Genomic DNA, 18,895 nt, shown 5'->3' with positions numbered 1-18,895 from the left:
AAATATGGCTATTCAGGTTCACGCCGCACGAAATCTCCATCAGTGCGTGTTACCCCACCTGATCCCGACGAGATGAGCAACTCGTTGGCATACCGTCGATACAACCAGCCTGAGCAAGCCGCCCCAACGTACGTACCGACAAACATTGTCAGCGTCTCTATTGCCAACCTCAAATAAGTTACGCCAACAAATCCTCTCTTCGCCAACATCCAGGCGCCGACGTAGCCGACAAACATCAAGCACAAGTTCGGCAAACCTGCGATGAAGTGAGTAATCAAGATGCTCCCCACATGGCCGCTGGTGTCATGCCAGCCAGCTCGCCAAAGCATTTTCCGTTCAAGCGCAGCCTGACAGTACAACAAACTTACCCGGGCCATTAAATAGAATAAAACCAATAATATCAAAACAATCAAAACACATGACGCAGAAATTATCTGCGCCCTCGACCACCCCGATCCGTACCGAACAATACCGAACGTTATTAAAACTGCGACAATACCTGATATCAGCAAGATCCCAAAACCGACCACCACGGACAGTTTTATAAACCCCCACAATCCTCGATTAAATATACTTCTCAACCTTGCTTCACTTTTACTCGACACCGTGTAGCGCATAACGAACACCCAAACACATGCCACAACAGCTAACACAATCGAATTCAAGATTCTCGAAAATTGACTGAAATGCGCATAGACACCAGCACCTCCGATCAGATATTGAGAAATGATATATTGAGCCCGGTAATACCCAAGCAATATCGCTGCCACCGCAATAGCCAGGACGGGTTTCGCAGCAACAGCTGACACTGCATCCTTCCATGCCCCTCTGACGCACTGCCAATTATTTATTTGACTCATTTCCACCCCGTTTCAAGTCGAATCATAGAACTCCTCGCAACTTGGAAATTCAATGGCCCGTTCGTCGAATACTTTAGTCCACCGTAGAACAGTCGGAGGCGGTGGCTATTTCGCTCCCTGCCAAACAACAGAGCCGTCGACCGCATAAACCCTGCACCCTTGATGCTTTTGACCGCAATGGTCGAGCGAGTACTTGACCGGGTCGGGACCGAGCGCCGAGGCATCCCAGCCACCATCGGGGGCAATGGTGAATACTCGAGGTCGAGGAAATTGTAGGAATTTTTGATATCCGGCTCTTCCACTGTCGTTCAGATACGGAACCGCTGTCGCGTCGTCCAGCTTGGCGAAGTTGCTGGCGGGAGGTGCCGGTGTCGGCCGGGTCCAAACGACCGTGTTGTCCACGGCATAAAGACGGCAGCCAGGTCCCCGTTGGCTGCATAGTTTTATCGCCTGCACCATCGGATCAAAGCCGCCCGTTGTAGACGCGGCGCCGTGCAACCCAATCGCAAATGCTCGGGGCAACGGCCGTTCGAGAAATTTCTTGTAGTACGCTTGCCCAGCGACGCCCAAGTACGGCAAAGCGTCTACATCGTCAATCGCCGCATAACCGCTCGCTGGCGGAACTGGCGTTGGCATGTATTCGGGGTTAACCTCCGTATGAGGCATACCTATCCGGGACAGAAATGCGTCGAGCTTCGGAACCCACAGTGGCAAAGCCTCGGCCGACCCAAGCATGTTATGAGAATCTGTGCCGAATGCACCGTATGCGACCAGTTCCGCCGATCCTCCTGCTGAAACATAGCGCTCATATTCGGCGTGCCACGTGTCTTTCGAGAACACCTTGTCGTTGTCTCCAAAGAACCAGATCGAGGGTAACTTGCTATGTGCTCCCAATTCTCCAGCTGCGTTGATCAAGGCGCGGCTGGAAAAAAGACAATCTGACTCATCCATGCCACCGGCAAAGCTGACCAAGCCGTGTACGCCCGGCACGTCCATCGTTCCAACCGCAAGGGTGTTCCATCCACCAAAGCTTTGTCCGGCAACGACGATTCGAGCGCCATCGATCTTCGGCTGCGTCTTCATATACTCGATCACAGCTCTGATATCTTGCGCATCGTCGATGCCAGTCGCAGCATAGTCGCATCCATGATGTGCTTGATGGCCCTGCGATCCGGCATAGCCACGCATCATCGGCAGGACAACGGCATACCCTCTCGACAAAAAGTAGTAAGCCGAAAAGGTCAAGTGGTAACGAGGTTGTTCCGGCGGTGGCATGCTTCCATTCGCACCGTGATTCATAACAGCTAGGGGGAATGGTCCCGGTCCATCCGGAACGTACAGTGTCGCTTGTAGCAGGATTGAATTACCGTCAGCACTCGGAATCGAGATAACTTGCTCGTGACGCAGAGCAGCCTCGGGAGCTTTTACGCTATCTACATCGTCCGCATGCGCAAGAGGCACGTATGCGTGAAGATACGTAACGGCAATGAGCAGACAAAATTTCCAGAGCTTGTGCATTTTCAAGGCGAGCCAAGTGTAGAGATAGAAGACATATCCAAGCGCCCAAGCTTCGCTGCCAAATCAATGCGAGCGTTGTCCCAATCCGTCAGCGCCTGAATCTTTCGCTCCTTGGCATTGGCCAAAGTAGTCTGCGTGTTGAGCAATTCGAGGATGTTGCCAACGCCGACGTTGTAGCGATGCTCCGCAGCGGTATACGCTTGTTGAGCGATCGCTAGCAGCGACGTGCTATGGGCTGCGCTCTCGGACGCAGCTTCCAATGCGTAGTAGCTGTTCCAAACGTCCAATCCAACCTTGAGCCGAGTTTCCTCTAGCGTGTCTTGCTGCCTCTCCGCCACGGCACGAGCTTGGTCGATCTGATAGCCTCTCCCGAACCCTTCGAATATCGGAATGGAAACCTGAATGCCAATGTAGGCGTCGTGGCCAGTTGACGGATACGTCGGCAGTCCCAATCCCAAGCTTTGAGGCTGGTTGTCCCGGCTGTATTTCCCGACCAGACTGATGCTCGGCAGTCCTTGCGCACGGGTTTGCGCAACCTTCGCCACAGCGGCGTCGTACTGCGCCTGCGCCGCTACAACGCTGGGATGAGTACGCTTGACTTCGTCAATCAGTCTGGCGATAGACTCAGTAAAAGTCTTCCCTGGGATGACGGTTTCGGTGACAGCCGGTACGTCGGTCACAGCGGAGGGATCGTAGCCCATATCCGAAGCCAGCGTTCCGATCGTCGATCGGGCGTCACTGCGGGCCTTGGCGAGGTTCAGAAGCGCCTGCTCATGCTGTGCTTGCGCTTGCAGTGCGTCAGTAATCGGCACCACTCCTTTGTCGACCTTGGCCTGAGCGGCCGCTGCGCTTTGCCTCGTCATTACCTCTATATCCTGGGCCGCATCAAGCGCCGCCCGAGCAGCTTGGGCCGCATAGTAGTCTTTGGCAACAGCGGCAAAGGTCGATTGCAGCGAGGCATTCTGTGTCGCCCGTGCAGCTTGAAAAAGCGATGACGCATTTCTGAGTGCTGCCTCACGCCCCCCGAAGTCGTACAGGAGCCAGTTCAACGAGACGCCTTCCGACTGGACTGTCGACGCGTAGTTCGAACTGAGCGTCGGATGATCGGTGACGTTTCTGACGGAGCTATCCCGAACACCCTGCCAGTTACCAGTGATGGTCGGCAGATATGCCGCACGAGCGACACCGACAGCGGCTGCTTGAGCCTTGACGTCCGCCCATGCCTCTCGGGTTTTCGGATTGCGACACAGCGTGCGTTCAACCGCATCATTCAGTGTCAATGGAGAACTCAACGAACCGAATTCGCAGGTGCTGTTGGCCGGGACCATATCGTCGGCCGCGCTGACTGGAATGGACTGTTCGGCACGCAGTGGATCGAACGCAAGGACGGCCGGCGGGATGGTCGACATCACAACGGTTGCTGCCATGAGCAGCCAGATCGATGGCTTAACGCTCATGCATGCTCTCCTGAGCGCCTTCGACAAGCGGACCCAGCAGATACTGAGCGACCGTTTGTTTTCCTGTCTTGATCTCCGCCTTCACGGTCATGCCGGGTGTCAACGCGATCCAGCGGTCGTCGATTCGCATTCGATTCGACGCCAATCGAATGCGCAAGGTGAATGCCAAACCGAGCTTCTTGTCCTGCACGGCGTCGTTGGACAGATCGACCACCGTGCCTTCGAGCATCCCGTATCGGCTGTATGGAAAGGCATCAAGCTTGACCGCCGCTCGTTGACCCAGCTTCAGGAAACCCACGTCCTTGTTTTCAACAGTCGCTTCCACTTCAACGGCATCATCGGGAACAATTTCCATGAGCGCCTGAGCGGTCGTGACGACCCCACCGAGGGTATGGGTAGCAAGCTGCTGAACCGTGCCACTGACTGGAGACGTCAAACTGAGCAAGGCTTGGCGAGTTTGGGCTTTGGTTTCATCGTTGGTGCTCTGCCTCAGTTGTTCCGTGGCCTTCTCCAAATCGTCGAGTTGTTCTCGGCGAAACTGCGAGGCCGTCTGCGCAATGTCCGCCCGTTGCTCCGCTATGCCGGCCGCAAGTTCGTGTGCATGACTGCGCTGTGCGGCCAACTCGTGCTCTTGGTTCAAAGCGGTCTGTTCCTTGTCCAGGTAGTCGTTCTTTGCGACGTATTTGTCAGCCGACAGCGCCTTGTAATCATTTGCCTGAGCACGCGCCAACGGAGCCGTCGCAACCAGTTTGGCGATCTCCTGGTTGGTACTGTCGAGTTCGGCCTCCCGCTTAGCGAGCTCGCTTCGAGCGGCGCTCAGCTTGTCCTGGTACTCACGATACATACCGGCAACGAGATGTTTCGCCTCGTCCTGGCGCTCCGGTGTTGCTCCGTCTATCCTGGAAACTTCCGGCTCTCGCCCGGATTGCAACGCACCTAGCAATGCCTCTGCCCGAGCAGCGGCGAAGGCAGCATCCTGCTTGGACGATTTAGCCTTGTCTTCATCCGCAGCGGCTTGAGTCGTATCGAGCTTCACCAGGAGATCACCGGCTTTGACGCGCTGGCCATCCTGGACAGCGATCTCCCTGACCACACCCGTGATCGCCGGCTGTATCACTTTCACTTTGGCATCTGGAACGAGCTTTCCACTCGCCGTCGCAACGATGTCGAGTTTGGCAAAGCAGGCTATCAATACCGTCGATGCGGCCAGCAGCATGATCAAGCGGGCGGTCCAGCGAGGCGCTGGATGCACCGGCGTTTCGACCAGTTCAAGATGTGCCGGCTGGAAGGCAAGCTCGTACTCAAGCTTGGCCGGACCGTCGAGCTGATGACGGATATTCCATGCGGCTGCCCAGACCGATCGATATCGGCGCAGGAGATCAAGCAAGGCGTGAAAACGAATCGACATCGTCATCACCCCGCCTGAAGAGAAAGCAAGTGGGCGTAGTAGCCGCCGGTCGCCTGCAATGTTTCATGCGTACCGAGTTCGACAATGTGCCCCTTGTCCATTGCGATGATCTGGTCCGCATGGCGAACCGTACTCAGACGGTGGGCGATGATGATCACCGTGCGGCCGGCGCAGATCGCACTCATGTTGTTCTGAATCACGCGTTCTGTCTCGAAATCGAGTGCGCTCGTCGCCTCGTCGAAAATGAGAATCCGGGGATTGGTCAACAACGCACGGGCGATGGCGATTCGCTGTCGCTGCCCGCCTGAAAGGTTGCTGCCATGCTCTTCCACGAGGGTGTCGTAGGCTTGCGGAAGCTCGCAAATGAAGTCATGCGCCCCAGCCAGTTTGGCCGCATGCATGATGGCCGCCATCGGAGCACCCGGGTCCGCCAAGGCAATGTTTTCTCGGATCGATCGGTTGAACAAGTAGTTCTCTTGAAGCACGACGCCGATGTATCGCCGAAGCCACGCAGGATCGGCAAGTGCCAGGTCGACGCCATCGATACGCACTGTTCCGTGTTCGGGCACATAGAGACGTTGCAGAAGCTTGGTGAGCGTGCTTTTGCCGGACCCCGATCGGCCAACGATGCCAATGACCTGACCCGCTCGTATATCCAGCGATACATCGTCCAGAACCGGCTGGCCGTCCGGACGGTATCGGAACCGAACATGCTCGAATCGGATATCGCCCTTGATCGCCGGCATCGATTGACTACTCTGCCGCAGCTCGGTTCGAGTGTTGAGAATGTCTCCCAACCGACTCATCGAAATGCCGACTTGCTGGAAATCCTGCCAAAGTTGAGCGAGTCGCAAAACAGGTGCAGCAACACGCTGCGACATCATGTTGAACGCAATCAATTCGCCGATCGTCAGCTTGCCGTCGATCACGAGCTTGGCGCCCAACAGAAGCGTGCCCAATGACACGAGCTTGCCGATGTACTGAATCAGTTGTTGACCGATGTTGCCGAGCTGCGTAACACGGAATCCGGAGGCTACATACGCAGCCAGTTGCATCTCCCACTTCTTGGCAAACTGCGGTTCAACCGACATCGACTTGACTGTTTCGACACCCGATACGGTCTCGACAAGGAACGATTGATTGTCGGCACCTCGTGCAAATTTCTCGTTGAGTCGACGACGCAGGACAGGAACGATGGATGCGGATATGCCAGCGTAGATCGGCAGAGAAAGTACGACTACGATCGTGAGCCAGACGCTGTAAAAACACATGACAGCGATGAACACGACCGAGAAGAACAGATCGATGACGGCCGTCAATGCCTGGCCCGTCAGGAAGTTTCGAATGCTTTCGAGTTCACGAACCCGGGCGATCGTGTCACCAACTCGACGCACGCCGAAATACGACAACGGCAAAGCGATCAAGTGCTTGAAGAGGCGTGCCCCAAGCTCGACATCGATCCGGTTTGTGGTGTGCGAGAAGATGTAGTTTCTCAAGCCGGTCAACATGACCTCGAACGTCGAACTGAGAAGCAGCGTGATACCGACGACAGCCAGGGTGTTGTAGGTATGGTTGACGAGCACCTTGTCCATGATCACCTGGAACATCAGCGGCGTCACGAGACCGAATACCTGCAAGACGAACGAAATTGCCAGCACCTCTAACAGCAGCCTGCGGTACTTGACGACAGCTGGGATGAACCATGAGAAATCGAACTTCGCCAACTCGCCGGTAAGGGACGCTCGGGATGCGAACAAGAGCATACTTCCCGTCGAGCGACTGATGATTTCCTCCAGCGAATGAAGCGTGGGCTGAGTTGAGTTAGCCTCGAACACGAGCACGGAGGCGCCATCACGGCGTGCGATGATGAAGTGTCGCCCCTCTTTGTCGAGGCAAAGCGCCGGCAGTGGCGACCTATCCAGTCGATCCGTTCGCAGCGGCGCAAGTCGGGCCCTCAATCCTATCGACCGGGCACACAAGATCAATGCTTCAGCATCGAACGGCTGCTCGCCTTGAGCTGCAGCATGGCGCAATTGAGCGGAATCTGTAGCGATACCGTGGAATCGTGCAATGGTGACCAGACAGGCCAAAGCCGGATCAGTTGAGGCGTGTGTAAATTCTTCGTTTTTTTCGGGGGCGTTCACTTGCCGTACCTCTATCAAAGCTCAATGGGTCGATCACCCACGTCGTAGCTCAAAGTAACTTTGCCTGTCGCGTATTGAGCTCTGGTTTATCCCAGAAGCTGGTTCCTGCGTATTTTGCGAAGAGGTCCGGTGGAATACAGGGCTTCCGAGATTGGTACTCAACCTTGCTTCTTACCTTGTGCAAACCGGGCATGCCCAAGTGCGCATCGTAGTCGGGCTCGTCGTACACCACGTTCTCGAAATCGTGCTCGAACCACCGCTCATCGATTTCACGATAGAGTGATTTCAGGATCTTCTCGGGTTCTCGAACCAATCGATCGTAAGAGACCAGAATGAGGCGTTTCGCCTCCATTCCAAACCACGCCTCACGCAGCGTACTCCAAGGATGCCCGATCAAGCCACGCTCCGTCTCCATCAAAGACTCTGCGCGTGCATACACCGAACCGCCAGGTTGGAAATTGAACATCCTGGATAGCTGGAGTGGATTTTTTGACAGCATTTTCTCTACGCTATCGATAATCCACCCGATTTCACGAACGCAGCAGATGATGCGTGCCTGAGGATACAAGGCTGCGAGCAACGAGGCTCGACCAGTCCACGTTCGATTGGTATCAAAGACCACTTGGTCGGCAGCACCAGGATAATAAGAATCGAATATCCCTCGCAAAATATTCGATCGCTTTTCGTCATCAAAGAATGTGCTGAACTCTCCACCGCACATCTTTCCATGCACAGTCCCACAAAGCAGGGCGACAGGGCTTGTCATCGCAGCGGAAAAGCGAGGATTCTGACGAAGTAATGCGCAAAGCAAAGTCGAACCCGAACGTGGCAACCCCGAAATCAAATGCAGTTTCGTTATCATTGAAAATCTTATACTTGGTTTTCAAATCACAAGTTCCGCAGGCGACAAGACTTCGTCGCCTGCGAAAGTGAGGTGACCCTACCTTAGCTAGTGCGCTCCAGCTAGCAACTGAACATGCTGCGACGCCTGTTCTGCTGGAGCAATCGACGTGCTGGTCGCCGAGGATGATGGAGCATGACCCGCCATCGCTTGAATCAACGCTGCGGTTTGAGCCGAAGAACCATAGAGAGCTTGGATCCCATTTAGGTCCGTTTGATCCAAGGTCTGATTGCTGGAGGTGAGGTCGTAGTTCATGATCGACGTCGTATCCGCATTCTCGGCCAACCCTAACGCGTGACCGATCTCATGCAGCACCGTCTGTGAGAACGTCGCATCGGTTCCCGAATACTTCAATTCGCCATGGGCACCCGGGGTCAGCGCATCTTGAGCTGACGATTCCAACTGAATCTGCGTTCCTGCCGAAAACACGCCCTTCGAGCTGTTATACGTTGTCAGTCCAATAGCGCCCGTTTGACTTGTATCGAGATTCCCCCAACCGATACTGATATCGGCTTGAGAAGGTGAGGACACTTCGACAAATTGGAGCCCCGACGCTGCCGCCCAGGTGGCAAATGCCTGATCAATTTGATGCTGTTCAGTCTGGTCGAACGCACCGTTCGTTGTGCCCATGCTCCACGTCACCGTTGGATCATTCCATCGAGCGCCTTCCAGGACGTTGGCGCTATTGCCGGCCGACGTAGCCGTATCCGTCGACATCTCGGTTGCTTGCGCCAGACCTTGTTTCACAGCCGCAGCACTCAGGCCTTGTGATTGTTCGAGCTGTGCGAGTTGCGCCGCACCTTGGTCCAATTCGGCGTTGATTGTTTGCCGATTGCCTGAAAAGCCAAGACCGGTTCCTCCATCATCGGGGGGAGGCTCCTCATCTCCGCCGCTGGGATCGCCCGTACCACCGCTTCCACCCGATGATGTGCCATCGTCAACATAATCAACACCGCTCCAGCCGCTACCAGAATCGTCGTTGCCTGTTACGATATCGCCCGTTGTGGATCCACTAAAATCGACCGTATCTCCACTGCCGTCTACCTGATCATGCTGGCCATCGATATCGATCGTGTTTCCGCCATCCAATGAGATTCCATCGTTACTCCCGTCGACGTTTGCTTGACTGTTTGCGTTGATCCAGATCCCCGTACCCTGACCGTTCGCTGTTTTTCCGCCAAATACATCTCCACTGGCATTAATGGTGTCAAAAACACCATTCGTGTCGGTGACGTACGTCAGCGAGTTCGCAGTCGCGTTGATCGTGTCACCACCTCCATACGCGCCCATGCTGTCGCCACTGTTCACCGCGATGCCATTGTTATTGCCATAGACGTTCACCTGTGCGTTCGTAGCCAGCCAGACACCCGTTCCTTGTCCGTTGGCTACCGTGCCGCCGAACGTGTCTCCGCTTACGTTGACGTTGTCATAGGACCCGTTGGTGCTGGCAACGTACGTCAGCGAGTTTGCGGTCGCGTTGATCGTGTCACCACCTCCATACGCGCCCATGCTGTCGCCACTGTTCACCGTGATGCCATTGTTATTGCCGTCGACATTGGCTTGCGCATTCGTGGCCAGCCAGACGCCCGTTCCTTGTCCGTTGGCTACCGTGCCGCCGAACGTGTCTCCGCTTACGTTGACGTTGTCATAGGACCCGTTGGTGCTGGCAACGTACGTCAGCGAGTTTGCGGTCGCGTTGATCGTGTCACCACCTCCATACGCGCCCATGCTGTCGCCACTGTTCACCGTGATGCCATTGTTATTGCCGTCGACATTGGCTTGCGCATTCGTGGCCAGCCAGACGCCCGTTCCTTGTCCGTTGGCTACCGTGCCGCCGAACGTGTCTCCGCTTACGTTGACGTTGTCATAGGACCCGTTGGTGCTGGCAACGTACGTCAGCGAGTTTGCGGTCGCGTTGATCGTGTCACCACCTCCATACGCGCCCATGCTGTCGCCACTGTTCACCGTGATGCCATTGTTATTGCCGTCGACATTGGCTTGCGCATTCGTGGCCAGCCAGACACCCGTACCTTGTCCGTTGGCTACCGTGCCGCCGAACGTGTCTCCGCTTACGTTGACGTTGTCATAGGACCCGTTGGTGCTGGCAACGTACGTCAGCGAGTTTGCGGTCGCGTTGATCGTGTCACCACCTCCATACGCGCCCATGCTGTCGCCACTGTTCACCGTGATGCCATTGTTATTGCCATAGACGTTCACCTGTGCGTTCGTAGCCAGCCAGACGCCCGTTCCTTGTCCGTTGGCCACCGTACCGCCGAACGTGTCTCCGCTTACGTTGACGTTGTCATAGGACCCGTTGGTGCTGGCAACGTACGTCAGCGAGTTTGCGGTCGCGTTGATCGTGTCACCACCTCCATACGCGCCCATGCTGTCGCCACTGTTCACCGTGATGCCATTGTTATTGCCATAGACGTTCACCTGTGCGTTCGTAGCCAGCCAGACGCCCGTTCCTTGTCCGTTGGCCACCGTACCGCCGAACGTGTCTCCGCTTACGTTGACGTTGTCATAGGACCCGTTGGTGCTGGCAACGTACGTCAGCGAGTTTGCGGTCGCGTTGATCGTGTCACCACCTCCATACACACCAACGTTATCGCCAGTTGCTTCGCTGATGCCGTTGTTGCTGCCATTGACGTTGACTGACGCATCGCCAGCAAGGTGAATTCCGCTTGCTTGATTACCCGCCGTCGTGCTGCCGAATTGGTCGCCGCTTCCGTTGATGGTGTCGAAAGTATTTGCCGTGTTACTCAGCGTCACTGACGTATCTGCTGTCGTATTGACGGTGTTGCCAGCGCCCGAGATGTTCAAGGTATCGCCACTGCTACCGGTGACTTGATTCGAGTTGCCGTTAACTGTGACGCCGTCAGACCCTGCGGCATCAACCGTAGCTCCCGAACCATTGACGGCACCACCTGAGTTTGCCTGGAACGTCACAGTCGATGCAGCACCGGTCGCCGACAAGTTCACGTTGTAACCGACACCGGTAAGTTGGAAGGTGTCGCCAGCTTGCGCGTTAATTACGTGATTACCGTTGAGGATCGTCGTGTCGTAGTCTGCACCGTTTACATCGATGGTGTTGGCGTTCGTAGTAAAAGTTACACCAGATGCGTTCACATCTGCAGTGGAAGACGGATTGGTGAACGTCTGTGTCTCCGCGCCGGAACCCGAAAAGTTTTGCGTTGACACTACGGCGCCCGTGCCGTCGCTCATGGTTGCAGAATAGCTGCCGTCCGAGTTATGAGTATAGGTGATGGTGGATGCAATGCCCCCAGTTGAGCCATAATAAACAGCCGTACTAATCTGGGAATTCGCAAAATTCAACGTCTCCTTCGTTCCATCCGAGAAATACATCGTCGTTGACGTGATCGTATTGGCACTTGAATTGTAATTTACCGATACGTTAGTCAAGTCTTCTGAGCCATTCAATCCAAAATTTGAATGAATCAGATTCTCCTGCGCTGGCCTGAAAAATTGATTCACTCCAGTGACGTTACCGGAATACAATTGCGTGAACGTCAGATATCCAGAATTTGTCGAATTGGGTACTGCCGGGAAATTCCCCATAACCCCTGATGATGCATCAACCAGTGCCGAAAAATAGTCAGCAGGCGGGGTTCCACTAGAGGCACCAGCGTATACCGAATCGGCAATTGCTTGCAGAGCACCGTTGGCATGCGCAGCGCCTTCCCCATTTAAACCTATCTGAACCCCTTGTGCCAAATAGATTTCCCGCTGGACAACTGCATTGTTCGCAAATGATTGCTGCTCTGACAGTATCGCCACTGAAGTTGCAATTCCGCTAAAACTGGGATCGTTTGGCGAAAGAAGGAGTGATTCATAAAGGGCCTGATCATTCTGATATTCCTCAAATTTACCCAACTCATAGCTCAAATCCGTAATTATATTGTTTTGATTACTTTGATACGCACCATTTCTATTTACTCCGACATCAATTTGAAGTTGCCCCAGATTATTCGTAGCAGTGTTAAGCGTGCCCGTGTTGAAGTTATCAATGCTAAACGGCAACGCCTTGCCATCGTTCACGGCAGCCTGGTAGTCATTCAACTCCTGAACCAAGGTTGGACTCGAGTTGATCAGCGCCAGGGTCGCAGCGGTAGGCTTCGTCAGACCGCCCCAGAAGGTTTCGTTACCAGTTATCGGCGTCGCCATCGTCATTTCTCTAAAAATAAAATTAACAGACAGATCCTCACTTTAACGAGTAAGGAACGAAATTAAGCTCAGCGAAACAACATACATCCAGAAGAAAGCAGCACTCCACTCTTCTGATACTAAAATCCAGCTTCATCTGAAGTAAAATTATTTTGCCTGAAGAATATAGATCTTGCGCATACCCCATTCACCCCATATGATTCAATTCCCATAACAATCGGATCATCGAGCGTTCCCCATCGACTCCTAACACTTAATCGCCCCGGCGATTCAGAATAATACGCATTAGGAAAATATCTCTTAATCTCCGTCTCCGACAAACATAACTTATTCGGATCGATGTCGAATTGGATAAATATTTTACGATGCATCGGATTAATCACATCAATAGAGTACGGATTGAAGCATTTTGAAGTAGATGCATTTGGTTGAGTTGCGATATAAGATGGAGCACTTTGATAGCGATAGCGTCGGCCAGTCCATTTCCCTAAATTTTGATTACCTATTGAACATTCATAGACCATGTTGCCCACGCCGCTTTCCGGCTCGCCGCCGGCCAACCTTATACCGAACAAATTGGAGAAATATGCATCATCATTGAGCCTATTACTAGAAACGAATAATTTAATTTTCCCCAAAAAATCATCCGCGCCTGAATTCCCGCCCATATCATTAGCAGTTTTCAAATCCTTACCTGCTGAAACGGAAGGCCCCATCGCACAAAAAAGAACGGAAAACACACTCAAAATTATGGCGATCTTTTCTTTAATTTGTTTCATTTTAAATGGAAAAATAAAGTCAATCGATAAGATCAATGATTGTATGACATCACTCGAAACCTGACTGAACACGCAATTTATCGGACAAATTTACCAGTCGATGTCAAATATAGCAACAATTCACATATGAACAGATTGGCACAATTACATTACGAAATATTTCTGAATTATTTTTGAAAGAACTTACCCCACCGAATCCCACAAATACTAATAAATTAACAACTTGTCATTGATTATTCATGAAAATATTGACATTTCCCTCACGAAACGAGCATCTAGTTGATGAAACCAAATTAGCCACACCCAACACACTGCAAGAAATTTTTACTAGAAGAGGTCTTTAGCAATTCTCTATTGAATCACTGCCTCTTAGGATCCTGTCAACGCACCGACGAGCCTAAACAGGCCCTGATAGCTCCGCCAAGCTAAAAAAGCTCTCGCCATAGCAAGAGCAACAGACATTTCACTGCCCGATAAAGCAGTTCAGCAACCTCTGTCCGAAGTAGAGCCAGGCGACGCCGATGACGATCCAGACGACCGGAGCGATGACGAGCCAGAAGATAGCGTGGAGGAGGATCATTGCTCATTCCTTTGTCTCGAAGCGACACGACGATCGAGCTTGGACTTCAGACTCGCATTGCCAGCACCGCCACCAGCTTCAGCATCGGCTCCACCGCTATCTTCCAGGTAGAACTCTTCGACAACAGCAGGAACGTCTTCGCTCGACTCCTCGAACACACCGTTGCCGAACCCGAGCCGTGCTGCAACGTCGAGTGCGGCTTGGTCGAAGCCTTCAGCCTTCCGCTCACCTTCGACCTTGCGAGCATATGCAATGGCCTCTGTCAACTTGAAGCCGGATCTGGCAACAAGATCGACGTAGTAGATGGCTGTGCGATAGCTTTGCGTGGTTGACTTCCCCCGAAGTCGAAGCTCCAACGGCATGGATGCAAGCAATCCGCTCGACACCGCACTGAAGTAATGAAGCCGCGCCGCCAATGTCCGGATCGAGTTATACGAGGTGGTTCTGAAGATGAACGTGCCGAATTCGTCATCATCGCCGATTACGACGTTCAACCGACCGTACGGCTTACACTGCCCATTACTATAGGAGCAGGCGTCCGGCGACGGGCAAGGCAGAGCTTCGATCCCTTCATTTGTTACCCGCCGACATGTCTCGCCATTGCCCACACACATCGGCCGGCCAGTGTCCCGATCGAACAGCGAATATTCTGACCGCAGATTCAGGTCAGGATCGTTGAACAGCAACTGGATCGGAATCGAGCGCAGCTTTCCGTTACCGCTGGCCACGCGCAGTGCCTCGTCGAAGGGATGAAGAATCCACCCATCCCGATTCTGAACTTGGGTGGTGACCGTGAACTGATCGTCCTTCTCGGGGAGACGCTTGCCGTTCTTCTCGACAACACGGCCAATCGAAATCCGCCCAATGACAGGCGGCGTGATTGCAAGACCTTTCAACATTTGCTACCTCCTTGGGCTAGACTGAGACGAGGAATCGACGGGAGCCGGGTTTGGTGACGACATACTGCGATGCCAGTTCCCGGTGATCGGCGAGAAGCTTCTTTAGGTCAATGCCCGAGCCGTCCTTGCTTCGTTTGAATGAGACCTCGCCGGTTTCGAAGACGGCCCGAGATGCGTCGCCCATCGCCTGCTGGATGCGTTGCTTGAGCTGAGCCTCGACTTGTTCCCGAGTTTCGATTTCAGCCCGAACGCTGACGAGATCGGCAAACGCTGCAGATAGCGAACGGTCCTCGGAGAAATCGACCGTGCTTCCCGCGTCTCTCGGGAACAGGCAACGCAAGGCTCGATCAGCTGAATCGGAGCCGTCAGCCGATGGCGGTGTATCGGTTTCGACGTACTGCCAGAACTGAGCTTCGAGTTCGATCAGCCTCTCGATGAGTTCGTCGTCACGGTCGATGCGATGAACGTCGAGTTGCTGGCCGCACACGAGGACTGCAACGTGCGCAGCTCGCTTGCCCGTCACGGCAAGCTGATGCTGGACTTGGAGTTGCACATATTCGGGCACGCCTTCCCGCCAGAGCTTCGCTCCATTGATTCCGGCCGTCTTGCATTCGAGAATCTGAACGTTGGCACCGATCACTTCCCGATCGAGATTAGCTAGCATGAACGGTATGGACGGATGGCGAAGAACAGCGTTGACCTTGCGCACCCGATTTCCCGTCTGCTGGGTGTAGGCCGCGGCAACGATCGGTTCGAGCAGCGTTCCCCAATAGGCCGGTGTTGTTGTGTCCTTGGGATCGGGCTTTTCGAGTTCTGCGTCACGGCCGGTCTTCTCCAACCACAGTTCGAGCTGGCTCTTGTACGGATTCAAACCGACCGCAGACGCCGCATCACTTCCCCCGATCCCAGATCTCCTCGCCTCAAGCCAGTCGTCACGGGCCAACGATTTGGTTTCGACAAGACGAAGCGCCGCTCGTCTGCGTGCCGTCCCAACATTGCCTGTTGCAATGCTCATGTTTCGCTCCTTCAAATGAAAGAAGCCCAGTGAACCGAAGTTCGACCGGGCATATTAAGTCGAAATAACATCTGGACTACTATGCTTTTCAAACGACGAAACGCATTGCCTCATCCCACGCTCGCTGCTTCAGCGTTGCACCGTTACCAAACCAAGCTGTATCTCGGCGATAGTCGTCGCTTCGAGCCCGGCGATGATGGTCGATGTACTCCGTGACCGAATTGACGAGCCCCCATGCCGTGCCGGTTGCTGAAGCGAGCTCCGAGCCTTTCCCACGTCCGGCGAACAACTCGGCCGCTGCCTTGGCAGCTCGGTCGCTTGTCCCGGCATCGGCGGAGCCGGGGAGCGAGGTATGGGTATAGGCGAATACACGTCGGAAATACTCTTGAGCCGCGTCTTGCTTGATCTTCCGTTCCGACAAGGCACGCATCCGAACCATGAAGGCATCCCACGACGACACAGCAATGCCGAGCTGTCGTTTCACGGCAAGCGGATCGAATTGACTTCGATGCGGAACCTTGATTGCGCCGTTGCTGTCTCCCAAGGCAATTTGCAGGGTGTTGTTGCAGACGACACGCACACTTGTGAACTGCGCTGTCGTCGCCATCGTTCCGTCGCAGGCTGTCGCCAACAGCAGGTACCCGTTCACTTCATCGTTGCCCTTCAGATTGACCGTCTGCCCGGTCCGAGCCAGCGCCCAGAGCTTCCGACCACCCTTCAAAACGCCAGCGGTTTCCAACTCGAAGCCGCCGACTTCGGTGAGGTCCCTGTAGAACGACAAAACTTCGCTGGGTTGCACGACGTGATATCGATTCGACACGACAGACAGCGGCTCCTTCGTGTCGCTTCGGTACAGAACCTTTTGCTCCGGGAAAGCGTGGATCGAGCCGAGACCATCGTCGCCGGCGACGAAGCGAACCTCGGAAGCTTCAATGTTCCAGTCCATGCCGGCAGCTTGGGCCCAAACTTCGAGCGGTTGATGAGGGGCGAGTTGATTTCCGAGACCGTGCCAAGGTACTTCCCCGACGTAGGCCATTGATTTGACGAGATGCATATGAGCTCCATGAACAGACGAGCGGATCCAGCTCGGACAATGCGAGCGGATGTTGCGATGAAAAGGAAATGACCCGTCAGAACGACAGGGATAAGATTGGCGGGGCGTCTTTCAGCAGTCGGCGCAGTCGGGACCGTCGTCGGCTCGGCGCAAGTTGCCCATTAATTGAGCCTTGAGATATGCAACAACTGCGCTTACCGCCTCGATCAGAACGACCAACACGAAACTAACAGCAGCATTTTTCATCGTGGCTCCTTGGTTGGATGGAGGATTAACGTTCTTTCACATTTTCTTATACCAAGAATCGCATATGGAGCTGATCGAATTGATATTTTTTTAAAATATAAACTTAATGTAGAATCTAAAAGCGATGGAGCGCACCCATGCCCGGAAAAATCCCAACTACAATTTTTAGACTCGTTGAGCCGGCAGTCTGGACGCTAGCCGCACGTCTGCTGATCTTGACAACGGACAGGAAGGGTTCGAAAAAATCCAAACCGAATGTTAGCACCTTCTATGAAACCGGCATCGTTACCGCTATCTATGAAGCAATGCTAATGAGTGCTGTTCTGTCTGGGTACGACATTCGCCACGAAGAGCCTTATAAATCGAGTAAAAAGGGTGCGCCGAAACAAGTGGACCTTTGGTTAAGGCCGTGCAATGGCGGCATACCGATGTTGATTGAGGCTGGTGATTTCAGCGTCGGGAAGGTGCATCGAGATCTTGCAAAGATCAAATCACTGAATCCCAATGGAACCAATTGGTTTTTGGCGTTCTTTCGTCAAGATGCTGCTACCGCAGCCGATCCGTTACTCGCCCTTCAAGCCAGCTTCGGCCGCAAGAACGGTTTGGATGCAACCAAGGTGAAGTTGGAACCGTCTCTGGTACGGTCATTTGACGTATTTCGGCCTAACGGGGCACCGGATAAATTTGGGGTAGCGTTGCTTAGAGGGAAATAAATTATCCGACAAAAGATTGCGAAAGGCGATTTGCTATTTCCATACTTCGTCGTCCAAGCTGAACTGTTCAATCATTCCTTCGACAAGCTGACGACGATAGGCGGACATCCTACGTAAGCGACGCAATAGCTTGAGCTCGTCAGCGGTTGGCTGGATTACATCGTCGACCGCGTTTGTACCCTTCGGTGGCCGGCTCCGTTTCATATCCGTGACACCAAAGCGCAACCACTGATCGGACACATCGAGCCAGTCTGCCAACGTCTTGATCTTGTCGACCGTTGGCCGAGCTGATCCCGTGAGCCACTTCTGAGCAGCTTGCACCGTAATCGGTTCACCTTGATAGCGAAGATTGAACTGTGTAGCAAGTTCCGACGCAGTCTCGACAGGCTTCGGGCTGCGTTTAAGGGCCATCTTCAGGCGGTCGGCAAAGGCTTTCTTTTCATCGAGATCGGGCATGCCGCCAGTGTGCGAAAAGCACGCACGCCCGTGATAACCATATAGTTGTTTCAATAAACCTTATGGTTTATGATCGAGACGACATGAACTCGACGAGCAGGACAAGCAGCGTATGACCACCCCACTCGAAAGCGAACACACCCTCCCCGCCGAAAAAAGCCCGGCCTTGGCCGCTTTTCTGAGCGTCGTCTGTGTCGGCGCGGGGCAACTCTATAACGGTGACATGCCGAAGGCAGCACTCATGTTCGGCGGTGCAGTCGTCAGCGGCCTACTGTTCGGCTTCGCCGCATGGATACTGGTGATTCCGCTTATCCTCTACGGCGCAATCGACGCGTTCCGGACAGCAGAAAAGATCAACGCTCGATTGCAACAAGCTCGACAAGAAGAAGTGGAAGCCCACGCCGCGGCCGCAAAACTGGCTTCCGAGACGGTGACAGCGCAAGATTTTTCTGCCCAAATCGACAAGCTGCATCGCCTGTTCAAGGCCGATTTGCTCGACGAAACGGAGTTCGCCGAACGCAAGAAGAACGTGCTTGCTGAGCTTCAGACGCGCCGCCCGAGGGAAGCACCCGAAGACTTTCTCAGCACGCTCGCCCCCCTCGCACGAAGCGAAGCGCTGAACTCGGACGAACTCAAACAGATCAAGGCGCTTGTGCTTCACTGAAGCCCAGGAGATCTGT

The 18,895-nt window shown here is 54.0% G+C and carries 15 protein-coding genes; 2 read left to right on the top strand and 13 right to left on the bottom strand.

Features of this window, described 5'->3' with window-relative positions:
• Positions 1-8: 8 nt before the first annotated feature.
• The 12 genes from ACPTTC_RS06890 to ACPTTC_RS06835 form a co-directional block, all read right to left on the bottom strand.
• Positions 9-809, bottom strand: coding sequence for a hypothetical protein (locus ACPTTC_RS06890; protein ID WP_423391955.1), 801 nt, complete (start codon positions 807-809; stop codon positions 9-11).
• Positions 810-965: 156 nt separating this feature from the next.
• Positions 966-2,378 carry a dienelactone hydrolase family protein gene (locus ACPTTC_RS06885; protein WP_423393324.1) on the bottom strand — a complete coding sequence of 471 codons (1,413 nt, stop codon included), beginning with the start codon at positions 2,376-2,378 and terminating at the stop codon, positions 966-968.
• A gap of 2 nt (positions 2,379-2,380) precedes the next feature.
• Positions 2,381-3,835: a TolC family protein gene (locus tag ACPTTC_RS06880; protein WP_423391954.1), complete on the bottom strand. Its 1,455-nt coding sequence runs from the start codon at positions 3,833-3,835 to the stop codon at positions 2,381-2,383.
• The gene (locus ACPTTC_RS06875) at positions 3,825-5,243 is read right to left on the bottom strand and encodes an HlyD family type I secretion periplasmic adaptor subunit (protein WP_423393323.1); all 1,419 of its coding nucleotides are present in this window, start codon (positions 5,241-5,243) and stop codon (positions 3,825-3,827) included. The genes ACPTTC_RS06880 and ACPTTC_RS06875 overlap by 11 nt, the downstream gene beginning before the upstream one ends.
• Positions 5,244-5,248: 5 nt before the next feature.
• On the bottom strand, positions 5,249-7,387 hold the full coding sequence (locus ACPTTC_RS06870) for a type I secretion system permease/ATPase (RefSeq protein ID WP_423391953.1): 2,139 nt from the start codon (positions 7,385-7,387) through the stop codon (positions 5,249-5,251).
• 49 nt (positions 7,388-7,436) lie between these two features.
• Positions 7,437-8,249, bottom strand: coding sequence for a sulfotransferase family protein (locus tag ACPTTC_RS06865; RefSeq protein WP_423391952.1), 813 nt, complete (start codon positions 8,247-8,249; stop codon positions 7,437-7,439).
• An 87-nt stretch (positions 8,250-8,336) separates the two neighbouring features.
• A complete protein-coding gene (locus ACPTTC_RS06860) occupies positions 8,337-12,473 on the bottom strand; it encodes a beta strand repeat-containing protein (RefSeq protein WP_423391951.1) in 4,137 nt (1,378 codons plus the stop codon).
• A 119-nt stretch (positions 12,474-12,592) separates the two neighbouring features.
• The gene (locus ACPTTC_RS06855) at positions 12,593-13,324 is read right to left on the bottom strand and encodes a hypothetical protein (protein ID WP_423391950.1); all 732 of its coding nucleotides are present in this window, start codon (positions 13,322-13,324) and stop codon (positions 12,593-12,595) included.
• A gap of 504 nt (positions 13,325-13,828) precedes the next feature.
• Positions 13,829-14,731: a hydrolase or metal-binding protein gene (locus ACPTTC_RS06850; protein ID WP_423391949.1), complete on the bottom strand. Its 903-nt coding sequence runs from the start codon at positions 14,729-14,731 to the stop codon at positions 13,829-13,831.
• A gap of 16 nt (positions 14,732-14,747) precedes the next feature.
• Positions 14,748-15,746: a YqaJ viral recombinase family protein gene (locus ACPTTC_RS06845; protein WP_423391948.1), complete on the bottom strand. Its 999-nt coding sequence runs from the start codon at positions 15,744-15,746 to the stop codon at positions 14,748-14,750.
• 88 nt (positions 15,747-15,834) lie between these two features.
• Positions 15,835-16,800: a DUF932 domain-containing protein gene (locus ACPTTC_RS06840; RefSeq protein ID WP_423391947.1), complete on the bottom strand. Its 966-nt coding sequence runs from the start codon at positions 16,798-16,800 to the stop codon at positions 15,835-15,837.
• A 111-nt stretch (positions 16,801-16,911) separates the two neighbouring features.
• The gene (locus tag ACPTTC_RS06835) at positions 16,912-17,046 is read right to left on the bottom strand and encodes a hypothetical protein (RefSeq protein ID WP_423391946.1); all 135 of its coding nucleotides are present in this window, start codon (positions 17,044-17,046) and stop codon (positions 16,912-16,914) included.
• A gap of 137 nt (positions 17,047-17,183) precedes the next feature.
• Here ACPTTC_RS06835 and ACPTTC_RS06830 point away from each other — a divergent pair, with 137 nt between their 5' ends.
• Complete coding sequence (locus ACPTTC_RS06830; protein WP_423391945.1) at positions 17,184-17,759, top strand: hypothetical protein; 576 nt, start codon at positions 17,184-17,186, stop codon at positions 17,757-17,759.
• A gap of 33 nt (positions 17,760-17,792) precedes the next feature.
• Here the strand turns inward: ACPTTC_RS06830 and ACPTTC_RS06825 are convergent, their stop codons facing one another.
• Positions 17,793-18,215, bottom strand: coding sequence for a transcriptional regulator (locus ACPTTC_RS06825; protein WP_423391944.1), 423 nt, complete (start codon positions 18,213-18,215; stop codon positions 17,793-17,795).
• Between the two features lie 112 nt (positions 18,216-18,327).
• On the opposite strand from ACPTTC_RS06825, the gene ACPTTC_RS06820 reads away from it, so the two are divergent.
• On the top strand, positions 18,328-18,879 hold the full coding sequence (locus ACPTTC_RS06820; RefSeq protein ID WP_423391943.1) for a hypothetical protein: 552 nt from the start codon (positions 18,328-18,330) through the stop codon (positions 18,877-18,879).
• Positions 18,880-18,895 lie beyond the last annotated feature (16 nt).

Source organism: Burkholderia mycopellens (genome assembly GCF_964265025.1).
GTDB lineage: Bacteria > Pseudomonadota > Gammaproteobacteria > Burkholderiales > Burkholderiaceae > Burkholderia.
Note: the sequence above shows the minus strand (reverse complement) of the source record. Positions and strands in the feature narration are given on the sequence as shown.